The sequence below is a fragment of the Streptomyces sp. NBC_01410 genome, from assembly GCF_045040195.1.
In the GTDB taxonomy this organism is placed as follows: Bacteria; Actinomycetota; Actinomycetes; order Streptomycetales; family Streptomycetaceae; genus Streptomyces.
On sequence record NZ_CP109530.1, the window covers coordinates 7,879,844 to 7,893,500 of the forward strand.

The 13,657-nt window shown below is 70.1% G+C and carries 12 protein-coding genes and 1 pseudogene; 7 read left to right on the forward strand and 6 right to left on the reverse strand.

Annotated features, from left to right (window positions below):
* The first annotated feature begins 36 nt into the window (after nucleotides 1-36).
* Nucleotides 37-690 carry an EboA domain-containing protein gene (locus tag OG741_RS35800; RefSeq protein WP_405604691.1) on the forward strand — a complete coding sequence of 218 codons (654 nt, stop codon included), beginning with the start codon at nucleotides 37-39 and terminating at the stop codon, nucleotides 688-690.
* A gap of 9 nt (nucleotides 691-699) precedes the next feature.
* Here the strand turns inward: OG741_RS35800 and OG741_RS35805 are convergent, their stop codons facing one another.
* The gene (locus OG741_RS35805; RefSeq protein ID WP_405604693.1) at nucleotides 700-1,575 is read right to left on the reverse strand and encodes a sigma-70 family RNA polymerase sigma factor; all 876 of its coding nucleotides are present in this window, start codon (nucleotides 1,573-1,575) and stop codon (nucleotides 700-702) included.
* A gap of 308 nt (nucleotides 1,576-1,883) precedes the next feature.
* Between OG741_RS35805 and OG741_RS35810 the strand changes: the two genes are divergently transcribed.
* The 3 genes from OG741_RS35810 (at nucleotide 1,884) to OG741_RS35820 (ending at nucleotide 5,484) form a co-directional block, all read left to right on the forward strand.
* Nucleotides 1,884-4,061, forward strand: coding sequence for an MMPL family transporter (locus OG741_RS35810; protein ID WP_405604695.1), 2,178 nt, complete (start codon nucleotides 1,884-1,886; stop codon nucleotides 4,059-4,061).
* Nucleotides 4,062-4,141: 80 nt separating this feature from the next.
* Nucleotides 4,142-4,903, forward strand: a complete 762-nt coding sequence (locus OG741_RS35815) for an SDR family oxidoreductase (protein WP_405604696.1) — start codon at nucleotides 4,142-4,144, stop codon at nucleotides 4,901-4,903.
* 128 nt (nucleotides 4,904-5,031) lie between these two features.
* Nucleotides 5,032-5,484, forward strand: coding sequence for a carboxymuconolactone decarboxylase family protein (locus OG741_RS35820; protein WP_324986644.1), 453 nt, complete (start codon nucleotides 5,032-5,034; stop codon nucleotides 5,482-5,484).
* A gap of 73 nt (nucleotides 5,485-5,557) precedes the next feature.
* On the opposite strand, the gene OG741_RS35825 is transcribed toward OG741_RS35820, so the two are convergent.
* The 3 genes from OG741_RS35825 to OG741_RS35835 are packed head-to-tail and all read right to left on the reverse strand — an operon-like array spanning nucleotide 5,558 to nucleotide 7,663.
* On the reverse strand, nucleotides 5,558-6,322 hold the full coding sequence (locus OG741_RS35825) for a gamma-glutamyl-gamma-aminobutyrate hydrolase family protein (RefSeq protein ID WP_405604698.1): 765 nt from the start codon (nucleotides 6,320-6,322) through the stop codon (nucleotides 5,558-5,560).
* A 34-nt stretch (nucleotides 6,323-6,356) separates the two neighbouring features.
* On the reverse strand, nucleotides 6,357-7,196 hold the full coding sequence (locus tag OG741_RS35830; protein WP_405604700.1) for an NAD(P)H-binding protein: 840 nt from the start codon (nucleotides 7,194-7,196) through the stop codon (nucleotides 6,357-6,359).
* A complete protein-coding gene (locus OG741_RS35835; RefSeq protein ID WP_405604702.1) occupies nucleotides 7,193-7,663 on the reverse strand; it encodes a VOC family protein in 471 nt (156 codons plus the stop codon). Before OG741_RS35835 ends, OG741_RS35830 begins: the two co-directional genes overlap by 4 nt.
* Before the next feature lie 239 nt (nucleotides 7,664-7,902).
* Here OG741_RS35835 and OG741_RS35840 point away from each other — a divergent pair, with 239 nt between their 5' ends.
* On the forward strand, nucleotides 7,903-9,417 hold the full coding sequence (locus tag OG741_RS35840; RefSeq protein ID WP_405604704.1) for an FAD-dependent monooxygenase: 1,515 nt from the start codon (nucleotides 7,903-7,905) through the stop codon (nucleotides 9,415-9,417).
* A 94-nt stretch (nucleotides 9,418-9,511) separates the two neighbouring features.
* On the opposite strand, the pseudogene OG741_RS35845 reads toward OG741_RS35840, so the two are convergent.
* Nucleotides 9,512-10,129: pseudogene (locus tag OG741_RS35845) on the reverse strand (sigma-70 family RNA polymerase sigma factor); the annotation flags it as partial.
* A 255-nt stretch (nucleotides 10,130-10,384) separates the two neighbouring features.
* Nucleotides 10,385-11,170 (reverse strand): DUF3050 domain-containing protein, encoded by a 786-nt coding sequence (locus OG741_RS35850; protein WP_405604706.1) that lies wholly within the window; start codon nucleotides 11,168-11,170, stop codon nucleotides 10,385-10,387.
* Between the two features lie 232 nt (nucleotides 11,171-11,402).
* Between OG741_RS35850 and OG741_RS35855 the strand changes: the two genes are divergently transcribed.
* On the forward strand, nucleotides 11,403-11,732 hold the full coding sequence (locus tag OG741_RS35855; RefSeq protein WP_405604708.1) for a 4Fe-4S dicluster-binding protein: 330 nt from the start codon (nucleotides 11,403-11,405) through the stop codon (nucleotides 11,730-11,732).
* Nucleotides 11,729-13,657, forward strand: a complete 1,929-nt coding sequence (locus OG741_RS35860) for a hypothetical protein (protein ID WP_405604710.1) — start codon at nucleotides 11,729-11,731, stop codon at nucleotides 13,655-13,657. The genes OG741_RS35855 and OG741_RS35860 overlap by 4 nt, the downstream gene beginning before the upstream one ends.

The following is a 13,657-nucleotide window of genomic DNA, read 5'->3' on the forward strand; positions in this document are numbered from 1 at the left end:
GTCCGCGCATGACATACGAAACGGAGGAAGCACCTGATGTACGCCCCAGCGGAAACAGCCGATCTGCACACCGAACTGGAAGAGCGGCTCGCGCCCCCCGCCCGTGACTGGCTGGAAGGCGCGCTGGCCGCCGCCGAGGCGGACCGGCACCGGCCCGCGCCCTCCGCCCAACGCGGCCTGCCCGCCTGGGAGTTGCGATTCGCAGAGGCCGGCCGCTACTGCGGCGAGGACGCCGCGGACGTCATCCGGGTCCTGCTGCTGCACGCCGCCCGTACCAAGGCCCCCGCGGTGGCCCGTCTCTACCATCAGGGCTCCGCCGCGGAACGTCGTGCGGTCCTGCGCGCCCTGCCGTATCTCGGCCTCGATCCCGTCCAGGGGCTGCCGCTCGTCGAGGACGCGCTGCGTACCAACGACACGCGGCTGGTCGCCGCCGCGGTGGGCCCATACGCCGCCGAGCACCTCGATCCGCACGCCTGGCGCCACGCCGTCCTCAAGTGCCTGTTCAACGGCGTACCGGTCGACGCGATCGCCTTCCTCGCCAAGCGCGCCAGAGGCGACGCTGAACTCGCCCGCATGCTCGGCGACTACGCCGGGGAACGAGGCGCGGCGGGCCGTGAGGTGCCCGATGACCTGTACCGGGTGCTCGCCCTTACCGGCGAGGATCCGGGCGGCCCGGGACAGCAGTCCTGACAGCCGGACTCAGTCGTTGAGGAATGCCAGGTCGAGGCGGCGCAGCCGCTCCGGCTCGGCCACCAGGTCGATGGCGCTGATCTTCCCGTCCCTGATGGTGAATCCGAAGACGACCAGCGGCCGGCCGCGGGGCGCCCATACGGCGCCGACGGCTCCGTCGACGAGCGCAGTCTGGGCCAGCTGGGCGCGCCCGGAGAAGGTGTCGGCCACGGCGGACGCCCCGCGGACCAGACCGGTGGCGCCCGCGCGTACGGCCGCGGAGTCGGCCCGCAGGACGACGTCCGGGTCCAGGACGGTGAGCAGCGCGTCGAACTCCCCGCCGCGCGCGGCCGCGAGGAACGCGTCCACGATCTCCCGCTGGCGTGACACATCGGGCTCGGGTGCCCGGGCCGCGCCGCGCACCCGGCGCCGGGCGCGGCTGGCGAGCTGGCGGGCGGCCGCGGGTGTGCGGTCGACGATGGGAGCGATCTCGTCGAACGGCAGGGCGAACATGTCGTGCAGGACGAACGCCAGCCGCTCCGCGGGGTCGAGGGTGTCCAGCACCACCAGCAGCGCCAGGCCGACCGAGTCGGCGAGCAGGACCTCCTGCTCCGGATCCACCACGCCCCGGTGATCGGTGACCGACATGGACGGGGGCTCGTCGAGCAGGTCCTCGCGCCGCGAGGTGCGCGAGCGCAGCATGTCCAGGCACACGCGGCCGACGACCGTGGTGAGCCAGCCGCTCAGGTTCTCGACGGTGTCGGGGTCCGAGCGGTGGAGCCGCAGCCAGGCCTCCTGGACCGCGTCCTCGGCCTCACTGCGTGAACCGAGCATCCGGTAGGCCACCGCCTTCAGCCGCGGCCGGTTCTCCTCGAACCGCGCGGCCAGCCATTCGCCCTCATTCATCGGTCACATTCCTCCGTCGCGGTCCGTCATAGAAGTGACGAACGCGTCCACGGTCACCACTCCCGGCCGCGGTCCGTCATAGAAGTGACGAACGAAACCCAGCCGATGTGACGAGAACTGGCCCCTTCCGATCGGTTGGCACCCCATCGGACGTGACCGAGCGGAGCAGCCGGGAGCGAGCAACTGATCGCCGGCAGTGCTCGCGGCCCCGTACGACCACCGGCAGACGACTGGCGCGCTTCGTCCCTTCCCCCCGCGAGTTCGTAACGAGCCCTGAGCACAGGACTCCTGACCCTTAGCGAGCATTCATGACGACGCACCCTCCAACTCCCGAGCCGGCCATCGCGCAGCCGCCCCCCACAACCACCTTCTCCAGCCGATACGCCTCGCTCGTGGCCGGCCGACGCACCAAGTGGGTCGTCCTCGTGCTCTGGCTGCTGCTCATGGGCGTGGGCGGATCGCTGGCCGCCAAGCTCGGCGACGTCCAGGACAACGACCCCGAGACCTGGCTGCCCGCGAACGCCCAGTCGACGCAGGCCGTCAAACTCGCCGAAGAGCACTTCGCCGACAAGGACAGCAGCACCGCCGTCATCGTCTACGCACGCGGCAGCGGGCTCACCGAGGCCGACCTGGCCAAGATCAACGGTGACCGGGGCCGCCTGGCGCAGAAGGGCACCGCGGGCCCGGTGTCCGAGCCGCTGGTGTCCAAGGACAACAAGGCCGCGTTCCTCAGCGTGCCGCTGGCGACCTCACCGAGCGACAACAGCGTGCTGGGCGACGGCGTGGACAACGTCAAGAAACTCACCAAGGACGGTGCGCCGGACGGGCTGGAGGTCAGGATCGCCGGTGAGGCGGGCAACATCGCCGACTTCATCGACGTCTACTCCGGTATGGACGGCGCGCTTCTGGGCGCGGCGCTCGCCGTCGTCGCACTGCTTCTGCTGGTCACCTATCGCAGTCCCGTCCTGTGGCTGATCCCCTTGCTGGCGGTGGGGCTTGCCAGTCAGGTGGCCAGCGGCGTGGTGTATCTGCTCGCCAAGCACGCGGGGCTCGTGGTCAACGGGATGAGCGCCTACATCCTGGCCGTCCTCTCGATCGGGGTCGGCACCGACTACGCGCTGCTGCTCATCGCCCGCTACCGCGAGGAGCTGCACCGCCACGAGGACCGGCACGAGGCGATGGTGGTGGCCGTCCAGCGCTCGCTGCCCGCGATCGCGGCCTCCGCCGTGACCGTCGGGATCGCCACGCTGTGCCTGGTGTTCGGCAGCATGAACTCCACGCGCGGTCTCGGTCCGGTCGTGGCCATCGGTGTCGCCGTGGTGTTCCTCGCCATGACCTCCCTGCTGCCCGCGCTCCTGGTCATCCTGGGCCGCTGGGTGTTCTGGCCGTTCGTCCCGCGCCACACGCCCGGCTACGACGCGAGCGCCGAACAGGGGCGCACCGTGTGGGCGCGCGTTGCGGGGACCGTGGGGCGCAGGCCCCGCCCGATCTGGATCGGCACCGCTGTCGTGCTGGTGGCTCTCGCCTTCGGTGCCACCTCCGTACAGACGGGTCAGACCCAGGCCGAGCAGTTCACCAACACCGTCGACTCCGTCGCGGGCCAGGAACTGCTCGCCGAGCACTTCCCGGCAGGGTCGTCGTCTCCCGCGGACGTCTATGTCCCGGCTGCCGGCGCGGACGCGGCGCGAGCGGCCGTCGAGGGCGTGTCCGGCGTGGAGTCTGCGGCAACAGCAGGGTCCAAGGACGGCTGGACGCACATCACCGCGGTGCTGAGCGCGTCACCGGACACCGAGGCCGCCCGGGACACCGTCGAGCGCATGCGCACGGCCCTGGACAAGAGCCCGGGCCAGGCCAATGACGCGGTCGTCGGCGGCCAGACCGCCATCGCCCTGGACACCTCCACCGCGCAGGCCGACGAGGAGATGGTGCTGATCCCGCTCATCCTCGGTGTCGTACTGATCATGCTGATCGTGCTGTTGCGCGCACTGGTCGCGCCACTGGTCCTGCTGGTGTCCGTGGTGCTCTCCTACGCCTCGGCAGTGGGAGCCGCGTCCCTGCTGTTCCACGCGCTGGACTACCCGCGCATCGACCGAGGGCTGCTGCTGTTCGGCTTCCTGTTCCTGGTCGCGCTCGGGGTGGACTACACGATCTTCCTGATGACCCGCGCCCGGGAAGAGGTTCAGCTGCGCGGCCACCGCGAGGGCATCCTGAGCGGTCTGCGGGTGACCGGAGGCGTCATCACCTCGGCGGGTGTCGTGCTGGCGGCGACGTTCTGCGTACTGGCGGCGATTCCGACCGTGCAGGCCCTGCAGCAGGGGCTCCTTGTCGCGGTCGGGGTGCTCCTGGACACCTTCCTGATCCGCAGTCTGCTGATCCCCGCGCTCTCGCTGGAGATCGGCCCGCGCATCTGGCGTCCGGGCCGTCCCGAGGCGGAGCCGCATCTCGCGGTCACCGAGCACGCCGAGCCGGCACGCGTCGGCAGCTGACCGGACACCACACAAGGCGGGCGCGGGACTTCACACCGAAGTCCCGCGCCCCTGGGGCTTGTCGTAGAAGAGGAGGGGCCATGACGTCGCGCCTGCTGGTCACCGGCGGCACGGGAACGCTCGGACGGCTCGTCGTCGGGCGCCTGCGGGCCGCCGACTGTGAGGTACGGGTGCTCAGCCGGCGCAGCCGGGCGTCCGGGGCAGGCGTCGAGTACGTCACCGGCGACCTGGCCAAGGACGAGGGAATCGCCTCGGCCGTCAAGGGGACGTCGGTCATCGTGCATCTGGCGAGCGACAAGAAGGGCGACGCAGAGGCGACCCGCAACCTCGTGCGGGCCGCTTCGGCGCAGGACCGGGCTCCGCACCTGGTGTACGTGTCGATCGTCGGCGTCGACTCCCTCTCGTTCGGCTATTTCCGCGCGAAGCTCGCCTCGGAGCGGATCGTGGCCGACTCGGGGCTGCCGTGGACGGTGCTGCGTGCCACCCAGTTCTACGACCTGATCCTCACCGGCGCCCAGAAGGCGGCGAAGCTGCCGGTGGTGCCGGTTCCGTCCGGCTTCCTTGTGCAGCCCGTCGACGCCGACGAGGTGGCGGCCCGGCTCGTGGAGCTGGCGCTCGGCCGACCGGCCGGCCGGGTGCCCGACATGGGCGGGCCGCGGGTTTCGAGCGCGGCAGAGCTGGTCCAGGGCTATCTGCGGGCGGTACAGCGTCGCCGGAGGATTCTTCCGCTGTGGATGCCGGGCATCGGCCCGGTCCGCGCCGGGGCCCTGCTGGTGTCCGGCAGGTCGCCGACAGCGGGCCGCCGGACGTGGGAGGAGTTCCTGGCCGCCCGGCTGCGCTGACTCCCGAGCCGTTTCGGCCATCGCAGTCCCCAGGGGTTGGCCGATTCAGGCGCATCCTCCTGTCACATTCGTGCGCCGCGATCCGTCATAGCAGTGACCCACGTGCAAGACCTCTGGAGGAGAGATTCATGGAAGCACGGATGAAGAACCCGGCGATGGTCCTCGACGCCACGCAGCCCATCCAGGCGCTGTACAAGTCCGTCTACGCGGGCGGTGTGGAGCCGAAGACGCTGGAGCTGGTGCATCTGCGCGCGAGCCAGATCAACGGCTGCAGCGCGTGCGTCGATTCCGGGGCCAAGAGCGCCAAGAAGGCCGGGGAGAGCGACGAGCGCCTCTTCGCGGTGGCGGCCTGGCGCGAGTCGCCCCTCTTCACCGACGCCGAGAGGGCCGCCCTTGCGCTCGCCGAGGCCGCCACCCGGCTGGCCGACCGCACCGACCCGGTGCCGGACGACATCTGGGACGAGGCCGCCGACCACTATGACGAGAAGGGGCTCGCGGCCCTGATCCTCATGGTTGCGGTGACCAACCTCTTCAACCGCCTCAACGCCACCACCAAGCAGGTCGCCGGCGCCTGGGGCTAGCAGGACGCATGCGGCCCGGACACCCCGCGAGGGTGGTGTCCGGGCCGCATCGCTGTGCCCGCCCGCGTGAGCCCTAACGGCTGTCGCGGGCACGAGCGGTGTGTCCCGCCGCCTCGGCCAGCGCCAGGAAGGGGCCGTCGTCGTCGCTCTCCTCGGCGTGCCACTGCACGGCCACGGCGAAGGGATGGTCGGCGACCTCCACCGCCTCGACCGTTTCGTCGCTCTCGGACCAGGCGGTGATGGTGAGCCCCTCGCCGAGCCGGTCGATCACCTGATGGTGGTGGCACGGCACCGTGGCCTGCTCGGCGTCCAGGATCTTGGCGATACGGCTGCCCGGCTCCAGGCGCACGGGCTGCTGCCCGTACTCCCGCAGCCCGGGGGAGTGGCCGGTGTGTCCGACGATGTCGGGCAGATGCTGGTGCAGGGTGCCGCCGCGCAGCACATTGAGCAGTTGCAGGCCGCGGCAGATACCGAGGAACGGCACTCCCGAGCGAAGCGCCGCATCGAGCAGCGCGAGCTCGGCCGCGTCCCGCCGCGGGTCGATGGGCGCGGTCTTCTCGTGCCGCGGCGCCGAGTAGGAGGCCGGGTCCACATCCGGCCCCGCCAGCAGCAGCAGACCGTCGAGACCGCGAACGGCCGCCTCCACTCCGGGCAGTGGCGGCAGCAGTACGGGTACACAGCCCGCGGCGGCCACCCGGTCGATGAACTGCTGGGGGGTGAAGGTCGCCTCCATGTCGAAGATCGCGACCTTGATCGATGTCGTGGCGGCACTGATACCGATCACGGGCCGGCGGGCGCCTTCCGGGGCGCCCGTGCCCTCGTATGCAAATGAATCCACAGTCAACGCCTCACAGTGCTCGGGGAATGGGGAATCAGTGCCCGGCGGCCGCCTGCCCTGCGGGGCGGAAGTCCGCCTCGTGGTAGGCGAGCCATTCGGCGTAGGTGTAGGGCGCGCGCCCCGTGACCTGCTCGACCGTCGGCAGCACCTCGGCCGTGGTGCCCACCAGCGAGGCCCGGTGGTCGAGCAGTTCGTCCACCACGGCGGCCGGCAAATGGGCGGTCATCTGCTTCCGCACGTGTTCGCGGGGCAGCTCCTCGAACGGCACCGCACGCCCCAGGACCTGGCCGGCGATCCGCACCCGGTCGACCTGGGTCAGCGACTGCGGCCCGGTGACCGTGTGCACCGTCCCGGATCGTGGGGTGAGCAGGGACCTCACCACGACCGCGGCGATGTCGCGTTCGTCGATGGGCGCCAGGGGAGACATTCCGTACGCGCCGCGCACCACCCCTTCTCCCGCGAACTGCCCTGCCCAGTGGAGGTCGTTGACCATGAGCGCGCCGGTGCGCACGAAGGTCCAGGACAGCCCGGAGGCGGTCACCGCCTCCTCGCACGCCAGGTGCGGATCTTTCGTCGAGTACTCGATGGCCTGCGAGGACAGCATCACCACATGCTTCACCCCCGCCTGCCGCGCGGCCTCGACCGCGTCGGGCACCGCGCCGAACACGGGAAAGAGGTACATGCTGTCGACGCCGCCGAGCGCGGCCGCCAGTGTCCCGGGCTCTTTGAGGTCGCCGGGCAGGACCTCCACACCGGGCGGCCAGGGGCGGCTGCCGGGATCGCGGCTCAGCGCCCGCACCTTCTCGCCCGCGTCGAGCAGCCCGCTCACAATGTGCCTGCCCACGTGGCCGGTTGCTCCGGTTACCAGAATCACGACGATGACCGGCCGGCTGATGTGGGCGCGGACAGGTTGAGCCGCCAGGACATCCCGAACCGGTCCTCGACCAGGGCGAACTTGGCGCTGAACCCGTAGGAGCCGACCGGCATGACGACCTCGCCCTTCTCCGAGAGCGCGGCGAAGAGCCGGTCGAACTCGCTGTCGCTGGAGCACTGGACGTAGGTCGCCGTCGCGCCGGAGAAGCGGTAGGTGTCCCACGGAGCGTGATCGTGGCCACGCGCCCCGGCCGGCGGGATGTTGATGCACATGAACTGCTGGCCGCCGAGCGAGAATATGGCGTGCTGCAGGGTCCCCTCGGTCCAGCCGGGCTCATCGGCGCGGGCGCGGATGGTGTGGAGCACCTCGGAGTCCTCGAACACCGACGTGTAGAACGTCACGGCCTCCTCGGCGTCCTTCTCGAACGCCCAGAACGTGGTGAGCTTCTGCGGGGGAACGGCAGACATCGTGGCTGCTCCTTTTCAGGCTGATGTACCGGTCGGTGTGTGAGAAGTATTCCGGCAGGGTGCCGCCGTCGGGAACGCGTACAAGCAATGCAATTCCCGCACTTGACCGTAACCGGGACTCCGTTGTGTTCAACTGCGGAAAAGAAGCAGTTGAACACCCCTGGTCATTCGGCTGGTTGCTGCACAATCCGATGACGGCCACTCTTGGAGTTATGTATCTCAGCCGGGAGGACAAAGAAATGGGAACTGGTGTCATCATTGCCGGTGCCGGACCAGTCGGACTGATGCTTGCCGGTGAGCTACGGCTCTGGGGAGTGGATGTCGTCGTCTGCGAGCAGCGAGCCGCTCCCAGCGGGGAATCGCGCGGAGTCGGCTTCACACGGCGCGCTTACGAGGTCTTCGACCAGCGTGGGCTGCTGGGGGGCCTGGGCGAGATCGAAATCGGCAACCAAGGACATTTCGGCGGCGTACGCGTCGACTTCGACAAGCTCGACGACATCCACTTCGGCATACGCGGCGTCCCCCAGTACCGCATCGAGGCGATGCTTGAAGCCTGGGTGACGGACCTCGGCGCATCGGTGGAGCGCGGCTACGAGGTCGTCGACTACCGCGAGAGCGACGACGGCATCGTGGTCGTGACCGAGGGGCCACAGGGCCGCAGCGAGCGCACGGCCCAGTATCTCGTCGGCTGCGACGGCGGCCGCAGCACGGTGCGCCGGCTGGCCGGCATCGACTTCCCCGGCATCCCCGCCACCCGGGGCATGTACGTGGCGGACATCGCCGGCTGCGACATCCGCCCGCGGCCCGTCGGCGAACGGGTGCCGGGCGGCATGGTGATGGCGATCCGGCTGGAGGAGGGCGTGGACCGGATCATCATCCACCCCGACGGGCAGCCCCCGCGCGAGACCGGCGAGGTGACGTTCACCGAGGTCGCCGACTCCTGGCAGCGCCTGACGGGCCAGTCCGTGCACGATGCCGACGTGCGCTGGGTGAGCGCTTTCACCAACACCACCCGCCAGGCCGCCGAGTACCGGCGCGGCCGGGTGCTCCTGTCCGGAGACTCGACCCACATCCATGTCCCGGCCGGTGCGCAGGGCCTGAGCGTCGGCGTCCAGGACGCCGTGAACCTCGGCTGGAAGCTCGCCGCCACGGTGAACGGCTGGGCGCCCGAGGGTCTGCTCGACACGTACCACAGCGAACGGCACCCGGTGGGGCAGCGGCTTCTGCGCAGCACACTCGCCCAGTCACAGCTCTACCTGACCGGCGACGAGATGGAGCCGGTGCGCAGCGTCATGCGCGAGCTCGCGCAGATCCCGGAGGCGGCACACGCCCTGGCCGGAATGGTCAGCGGGCTCGAAGTCCGTTACGACGTCGGCGCATCGGGGCATCCGCTGCTCGGGCTGCGCCTGCGGCCCGACCGCGAGCTGCAACTCGCCGACGGCAGCCGTACCAAGGCCGTGCGACTGCTGCACCATGGCCGGGGCGTGCTCGTCGACGCCGGCCCGTCGGGCGAGGCGGGCAAGCTCGCCGCCCCGTGGTCGGACCGGGTCGACGTGGTGGCGGCCACCTGGGTCCCGGCTGAAGGAGCCACCGGGCAGCCCGCGTTGGAGTCCGTGCTTGTCCGCCCGGACGGACACATCATCTGGGCCGCGCCGGACGGCGGCGATGTTCAGGAGGCTCTGCGGCGCTGGTTCGGTGCGGCGGGGGCGAATGCGCAGTCCCGGGATCCGGAGGCCGTGACCGCCGCATCCTGAGCCGGGGCGGATTTCCTCCCCGGGAAGAAAAGAGCCGAGGCCGCGAACCAGGTTCGCGGCCTCGGTGTTTTACGTTGCCCTACCGCAGCTGCGGGACAGCGGTGTCGGGGGCGAGGACGGTGAGCAGCGCCTCGAACTCGCCGCCCCGCGCCGCCGCGAGGAAGGCGCCGGCGGCCCGGTGCTGGCGCGGCAGGTCGCGCACGGGAGCCGTGCCCGAGACCCGGCGCCGCGCGCGGCTGGCGAGCTGGCGCGCCGCCGACGGGGTGCGGTCGACGATGGGAGCGATGGCCTCGAAGGGCAGGGCGAACATGTCGTGCAGGACGAACGCGAGGCGCTCGGCGGGGTTCAGGGTGTCCAGAACCACCAGCAGCGCCAGGCCGATCGAGTCGGCCAGCAGCGCTTCACGCTCGGGGTCGGCGCCCTTCACCAGGCTGAGGAGCGGCTCGCACGCGAGCTCTTCGAGCGGGTCCTCGCGCCGGGCCGCGAGCGAGCGCAGCATGTCCAGGCACACCCGGCCGACGACCGTGGTGAGCCAGCCGCTCAGGTTCTCGACGCTGCCCGGGTCACAGCGGTGGAGCCGCAGCCACGCCTCCTGGACCGCGTCCTCGGCCTCACTGCGTGAACCGAGCATCCGGTAGGCCATGGCGCGCAGCCGCGGCCGGTTCTCCTCGAACCGCGCGGCCAGCCACTCGCCCTCGTACACGGTCGACATCACGATAGACACCTCGGCGTTCAGTGATCCCCTCGGCACTCGGCCGGTTTTCTCTCCTCGGAGGTGGCCGGAATTCTTCGTGCTGGCGCTCGGCGGGCATTTTTCTGCATGGCCGGAAAACCGGTGCCTGCTCATCCATGACCCATCGACTGCACGGCGCCCGAATTGCCGCGGGCGCCTTCGTAGAATGCCCGGCACGCCACCGGAATGCTGTCCGGTGGCGTGCCTCTGTACCGAATCTCTAGCGGGCGTGGATCAGGAGTCGAGTTCGGTCAGGATTCCGTCCCACAGCGCCACTCGGGCCTTCAGCGCCGCCACGACGGTGTCGGCGCACTCGTCCCACTTGGCCTGGTCGTCGCCGCACAGGTCGGCCACCATCGCCATGGCCATCGGGGTGTGCTGCTCGCCGTCCACCTCGATGTGGCGCGCGAGGTACTCACGGAACGTGGCCAGCCTGCCGCCCTGGTCGTCGATCTTGATGACCTGGTCGAACATCTCGGGGATGAGGTCCTCGCGGCCGAACGCGAACGCGGCCGCCTGGCAGTGCAGTGCCGCGTTCTCGATGAAGTCCCAGGTGCTGGCGACGAAGGTCGCGGCCGGCGGCGGCACGGGAGCGTTCACCAGCGCCTCGCGCACGCCTTCGCCACGCCGGATCCGGTCGAGGAAGTCATGGATCGGCTTCACATCGGCCCCGGCCTCCTCCATGCCGTTGACGTAGAGCTCGAAGTGGCTGATGAACCCGTCGCCGAGCTCGTCGCTCTCCTCGACCAGAACGATGTCGTTGATCAGGCGCCGGCTCTCCGACGAGCCCTGCGGCACCCACGGCACCTGGACGCAGGTCAGGTTCCGCTGAAGGTTCTTCAGCAGGGACATGAAGTCCCAGACCGCGAATACGTGGGTCTCGTTGAAGGTGTTGACGTCCTGGAGCGTCTTCAGCCGGGTGTAAATCGGGTGCTTGATGACGTCCAGGCGCGCGTCGTCAATCACCTTACGCAGCTTGGCGATCTCCGGATTCTCTTTGCCCCAGTCGTAACGTGACACTGAAAGCCTCCTCCGTTAAGGAATGTTTCTCCTTCAGCGGAGACTATGGATGCCCTTCACCGATTGCCGCAACAGTAAAGAGACTTGGTGTTCAACTGCGCTGTTTCCGCGGTTGAACAGTCCGGGCCGTGAGCCCATTTGCCGACTCCAGTGGGCCGCGAGGGTCACTCGTGGAGCCGTCGAGAAGATTCGGCCACGATCGAAGCATCTGGTTCCAGAAGGGTGAATTCACGTGAGTGAGAACGCTTCGCCGGCTTCACGGCCCGGGCGTGACGAGCGGATTTCCGCCCGTTCCCGCGGCGAATCATGGAAGAAACCGCCACGCCGTATCGAGACGTCGGAATGCATCACGTGCGACACCTGCCTTCGCAGCTGCCCGTCCGAGTTCGGCGCCATATTCGACCGTGGTCTCGACGTCGTCATCATTCCCGAACTGTGCTCGGGCTGCCCGGTGTGCGTCCTGGAATGCCCCGTCGACTGCATTTACGTCGACGAGGACTGGACCCCCACCGACGACGACATGTGGAACCACATCGAGCTGACCGCCGGCGGTGCGGCATGAGCGCCCCCGCCGAGCACAGCCCCGCACCGGCGGGCGGCGGCCCGTCCCGTCGGGCGCTGCTTGCCACGAAGCGCCAGAGCCGCAGGCCCAGCCGTCTCGGCGTGCCCGCGGGAGCCACCCCCAAGCCGGACCGCGTGTTCGAGGAGGACGCGGGTTTTGCCGGACTGCTCAAGCGCGCCTGGCAGCAGGCGGTCCAGGCCCCGGATCTGCGCACCGCGGTGGACACGCTCCTGACCCTCGGCGGCCATGTCCCCGCCGACATCCAGCTGCGCGCGCTGCGCACTGCGGACGGGGCGGCGCTCAAGGTGCTGTGCGGCCTGTCCTGGCGCCCCGGTGAGGAGTACGCCGGCCCTGCCGCGGGCACCGGCGGGGAGCCGGCGTTCCTCGGCGAGCTCGGGCTGACCACCAGCGGCCGGATCGTGGTCCGCGTCCCCTCCCAGGGCCCGCTGGCGAGCAGGGAGCAACTGGTGGGCGGCAGCCTGCGCGTGCCGTGGTCGGGCCAGGACCTGCTGGACTACCGCAGCGAGCTGGAGCGTGCGACGGCCCGGCTCGCCGAGGCGGCGGCGGACTGCCGCGCCTGGCTGGCCTCCGCCGGCCCGGCGGGCCGGAGCGAGCTTCTGGAGCAGCTCAAGGAAGCTGCCCTGCGCACCGCCCCGTTCGTCCTCTACCAGGAGGACAAGCAGTACACGAACTTCCGAGACCGCAACACGGTGACGGGCAAGACCCTGTGGCCCGGGCATCCGGACTGCTCGCTGAGCAGTCTTCAGGGCCTGCCGCTCCCGCTGTGGTCGGACAACGACGCGGTGATGGTCGTCTGCCTCACCCTGCTCGTACGCTCGGCGGGTTTCGGGCGTATCGAGGAGGCCAACGGGACACAGCTGAGCCTCGATCACATCGCTCTGCTGCTGGAGCGGACACGGCGCAACTACAACAGCGCCCTGGACGGGCACGCGCTTGCTCCCGCCGCCTCGGCCCGGGTCGAGGATCTCGAAGCCCTCGCCGGTGCGCTGCGTGAGAAGCGCCAGCAGGTCGCCAAGAGCGTTCAGCTCTACCGGGAGATCCACGGCGCCCTGATGCACAAGATCGAGCGGGTCGCCGCGCCGTACGGCGAAGGAGCGCGGCTGCGTGAGGAAGCCCTCTGCGCCCGTCTTCGCGAGCAACTTCCGCTCAGCGGCGCCACATTGGACGACCTGGGCGCGGAGGTCGAGGCCTCGCCGGGCTGGCTCACGCAGCCCCACGGCAGCTTCGGCACCGGACTCGAATCCCTGGTGTACGAGGCCGTGTCCGCGTCGGCGCAGGCGTTCCGGGCCGACTTCGCCATGAGCCGCGGCATCCGCTCGCTGCCCCGGCTTATCCAGGCCCTGCGCGCACAGGACTGGGCCGAGATCACCCAGTGGGGCATCACCGACTTCTTCTGCTGTGTCGTGCCGCTGCCCGAAGCCCGCACGTACTTCGCCGGCTCCACCGCCCAACTCGCCGACACGGCCTGGGCGATGTCCTCCCGTATGCAGTACAACTCCTGGCACTTCATCGCCGGGAACCTTCCCAAAGTCCCCGAAGTGACGGCCCGCGACCATTTCGTACCGCCCACGATCCCGGACATCGCCTTCTACTCCGACCAGCACCATCACGGTCACGTGGCCAACCGGGTCCGCTTCAGCATCCGCAGTCCGCAGGCGGTCGACGTCCTGGACCGGGCCTTCAACGGATTCATGGACCTGCGGCTGCTGCGCTGCGAAGGCCCGCCGTTCGACGAGCAGGACGTGCTCGCCGCCCATCGCACCTCGGCCTTCGTCGCCCGGGCGACGAGCAGCGCGGCCCGTCTGGTCGCCGAGGGCGAGGGCATCGAGGTCACCTCCTTCGACTCGGCCTGGCACTGGGCGACCATCGCGGGAGCCGAGGCCGCCGAGGCCGCCGCACCGTGA

What these genes read in the sequence shown, in the direction of transcription:
- OG741_RS35860 (WP_405604710.1), top strand. Translation starts at nt 11,729, where the DNA reads ATGAGCGCCCCCGCCGAGCACAGCCCCGCACCGGCGGGCGGCGGCCCG.
- OG741_RS35835 (WP_405604702.1), bottom strand. Translation starts at nt 7,663, where the DNA reads ATGTCTGCCGTTCCCCCGCAGAAGCTCACCACGTTCTGGGCGTTCGAG.
- OG741_RS35840 (WP_405604704.1), top strand. Translation starts at nt 7,903, where the DNA reads ATGGGAACTGGTGTCATCATTGCCGGTGCCGGACCAGTCGGACTGATG.
- OG741_RS35820 (WP_324986644.1), top strand. Translation starts at nt 5,032, where the DNA reads ATGGAAGCACGGATGAAGAACCCGGCGATGGTCCTCGACGCCACGCAG.
- OG741_RS35805 (WP_405604693.1), bottom strand. Translation starts at nt 1,575, where the DNA reads ATGAATGAGGGCGAATGGCTGGCCGCGCGGTTCGAGGAGAACCGGCCG.
- OG741_RS35815 (WP_405604696.1), top strand. Translation starts at nt 4,142, where the DNA reads ATGACGTCGCGCCTGCTGGTCACCGGCGGCACGGGAACGCTCGGACGG.
- OG741_RS35810 (WP_405604695.1), top strand. Translation starts at nt 1,884, where the DNA reads ATGACGACGCACCCTCCAACTCCCGAGCCGGCCATCGCGCAGCCGCCC.
- OG741_RS35800 (WP_405604691.1), top strand. Translation starts at nt 37, where the DNA reads ATGTACGCCCCAGCGGAAACAGCCGATCTGCACACCGAACTGGAAGAG.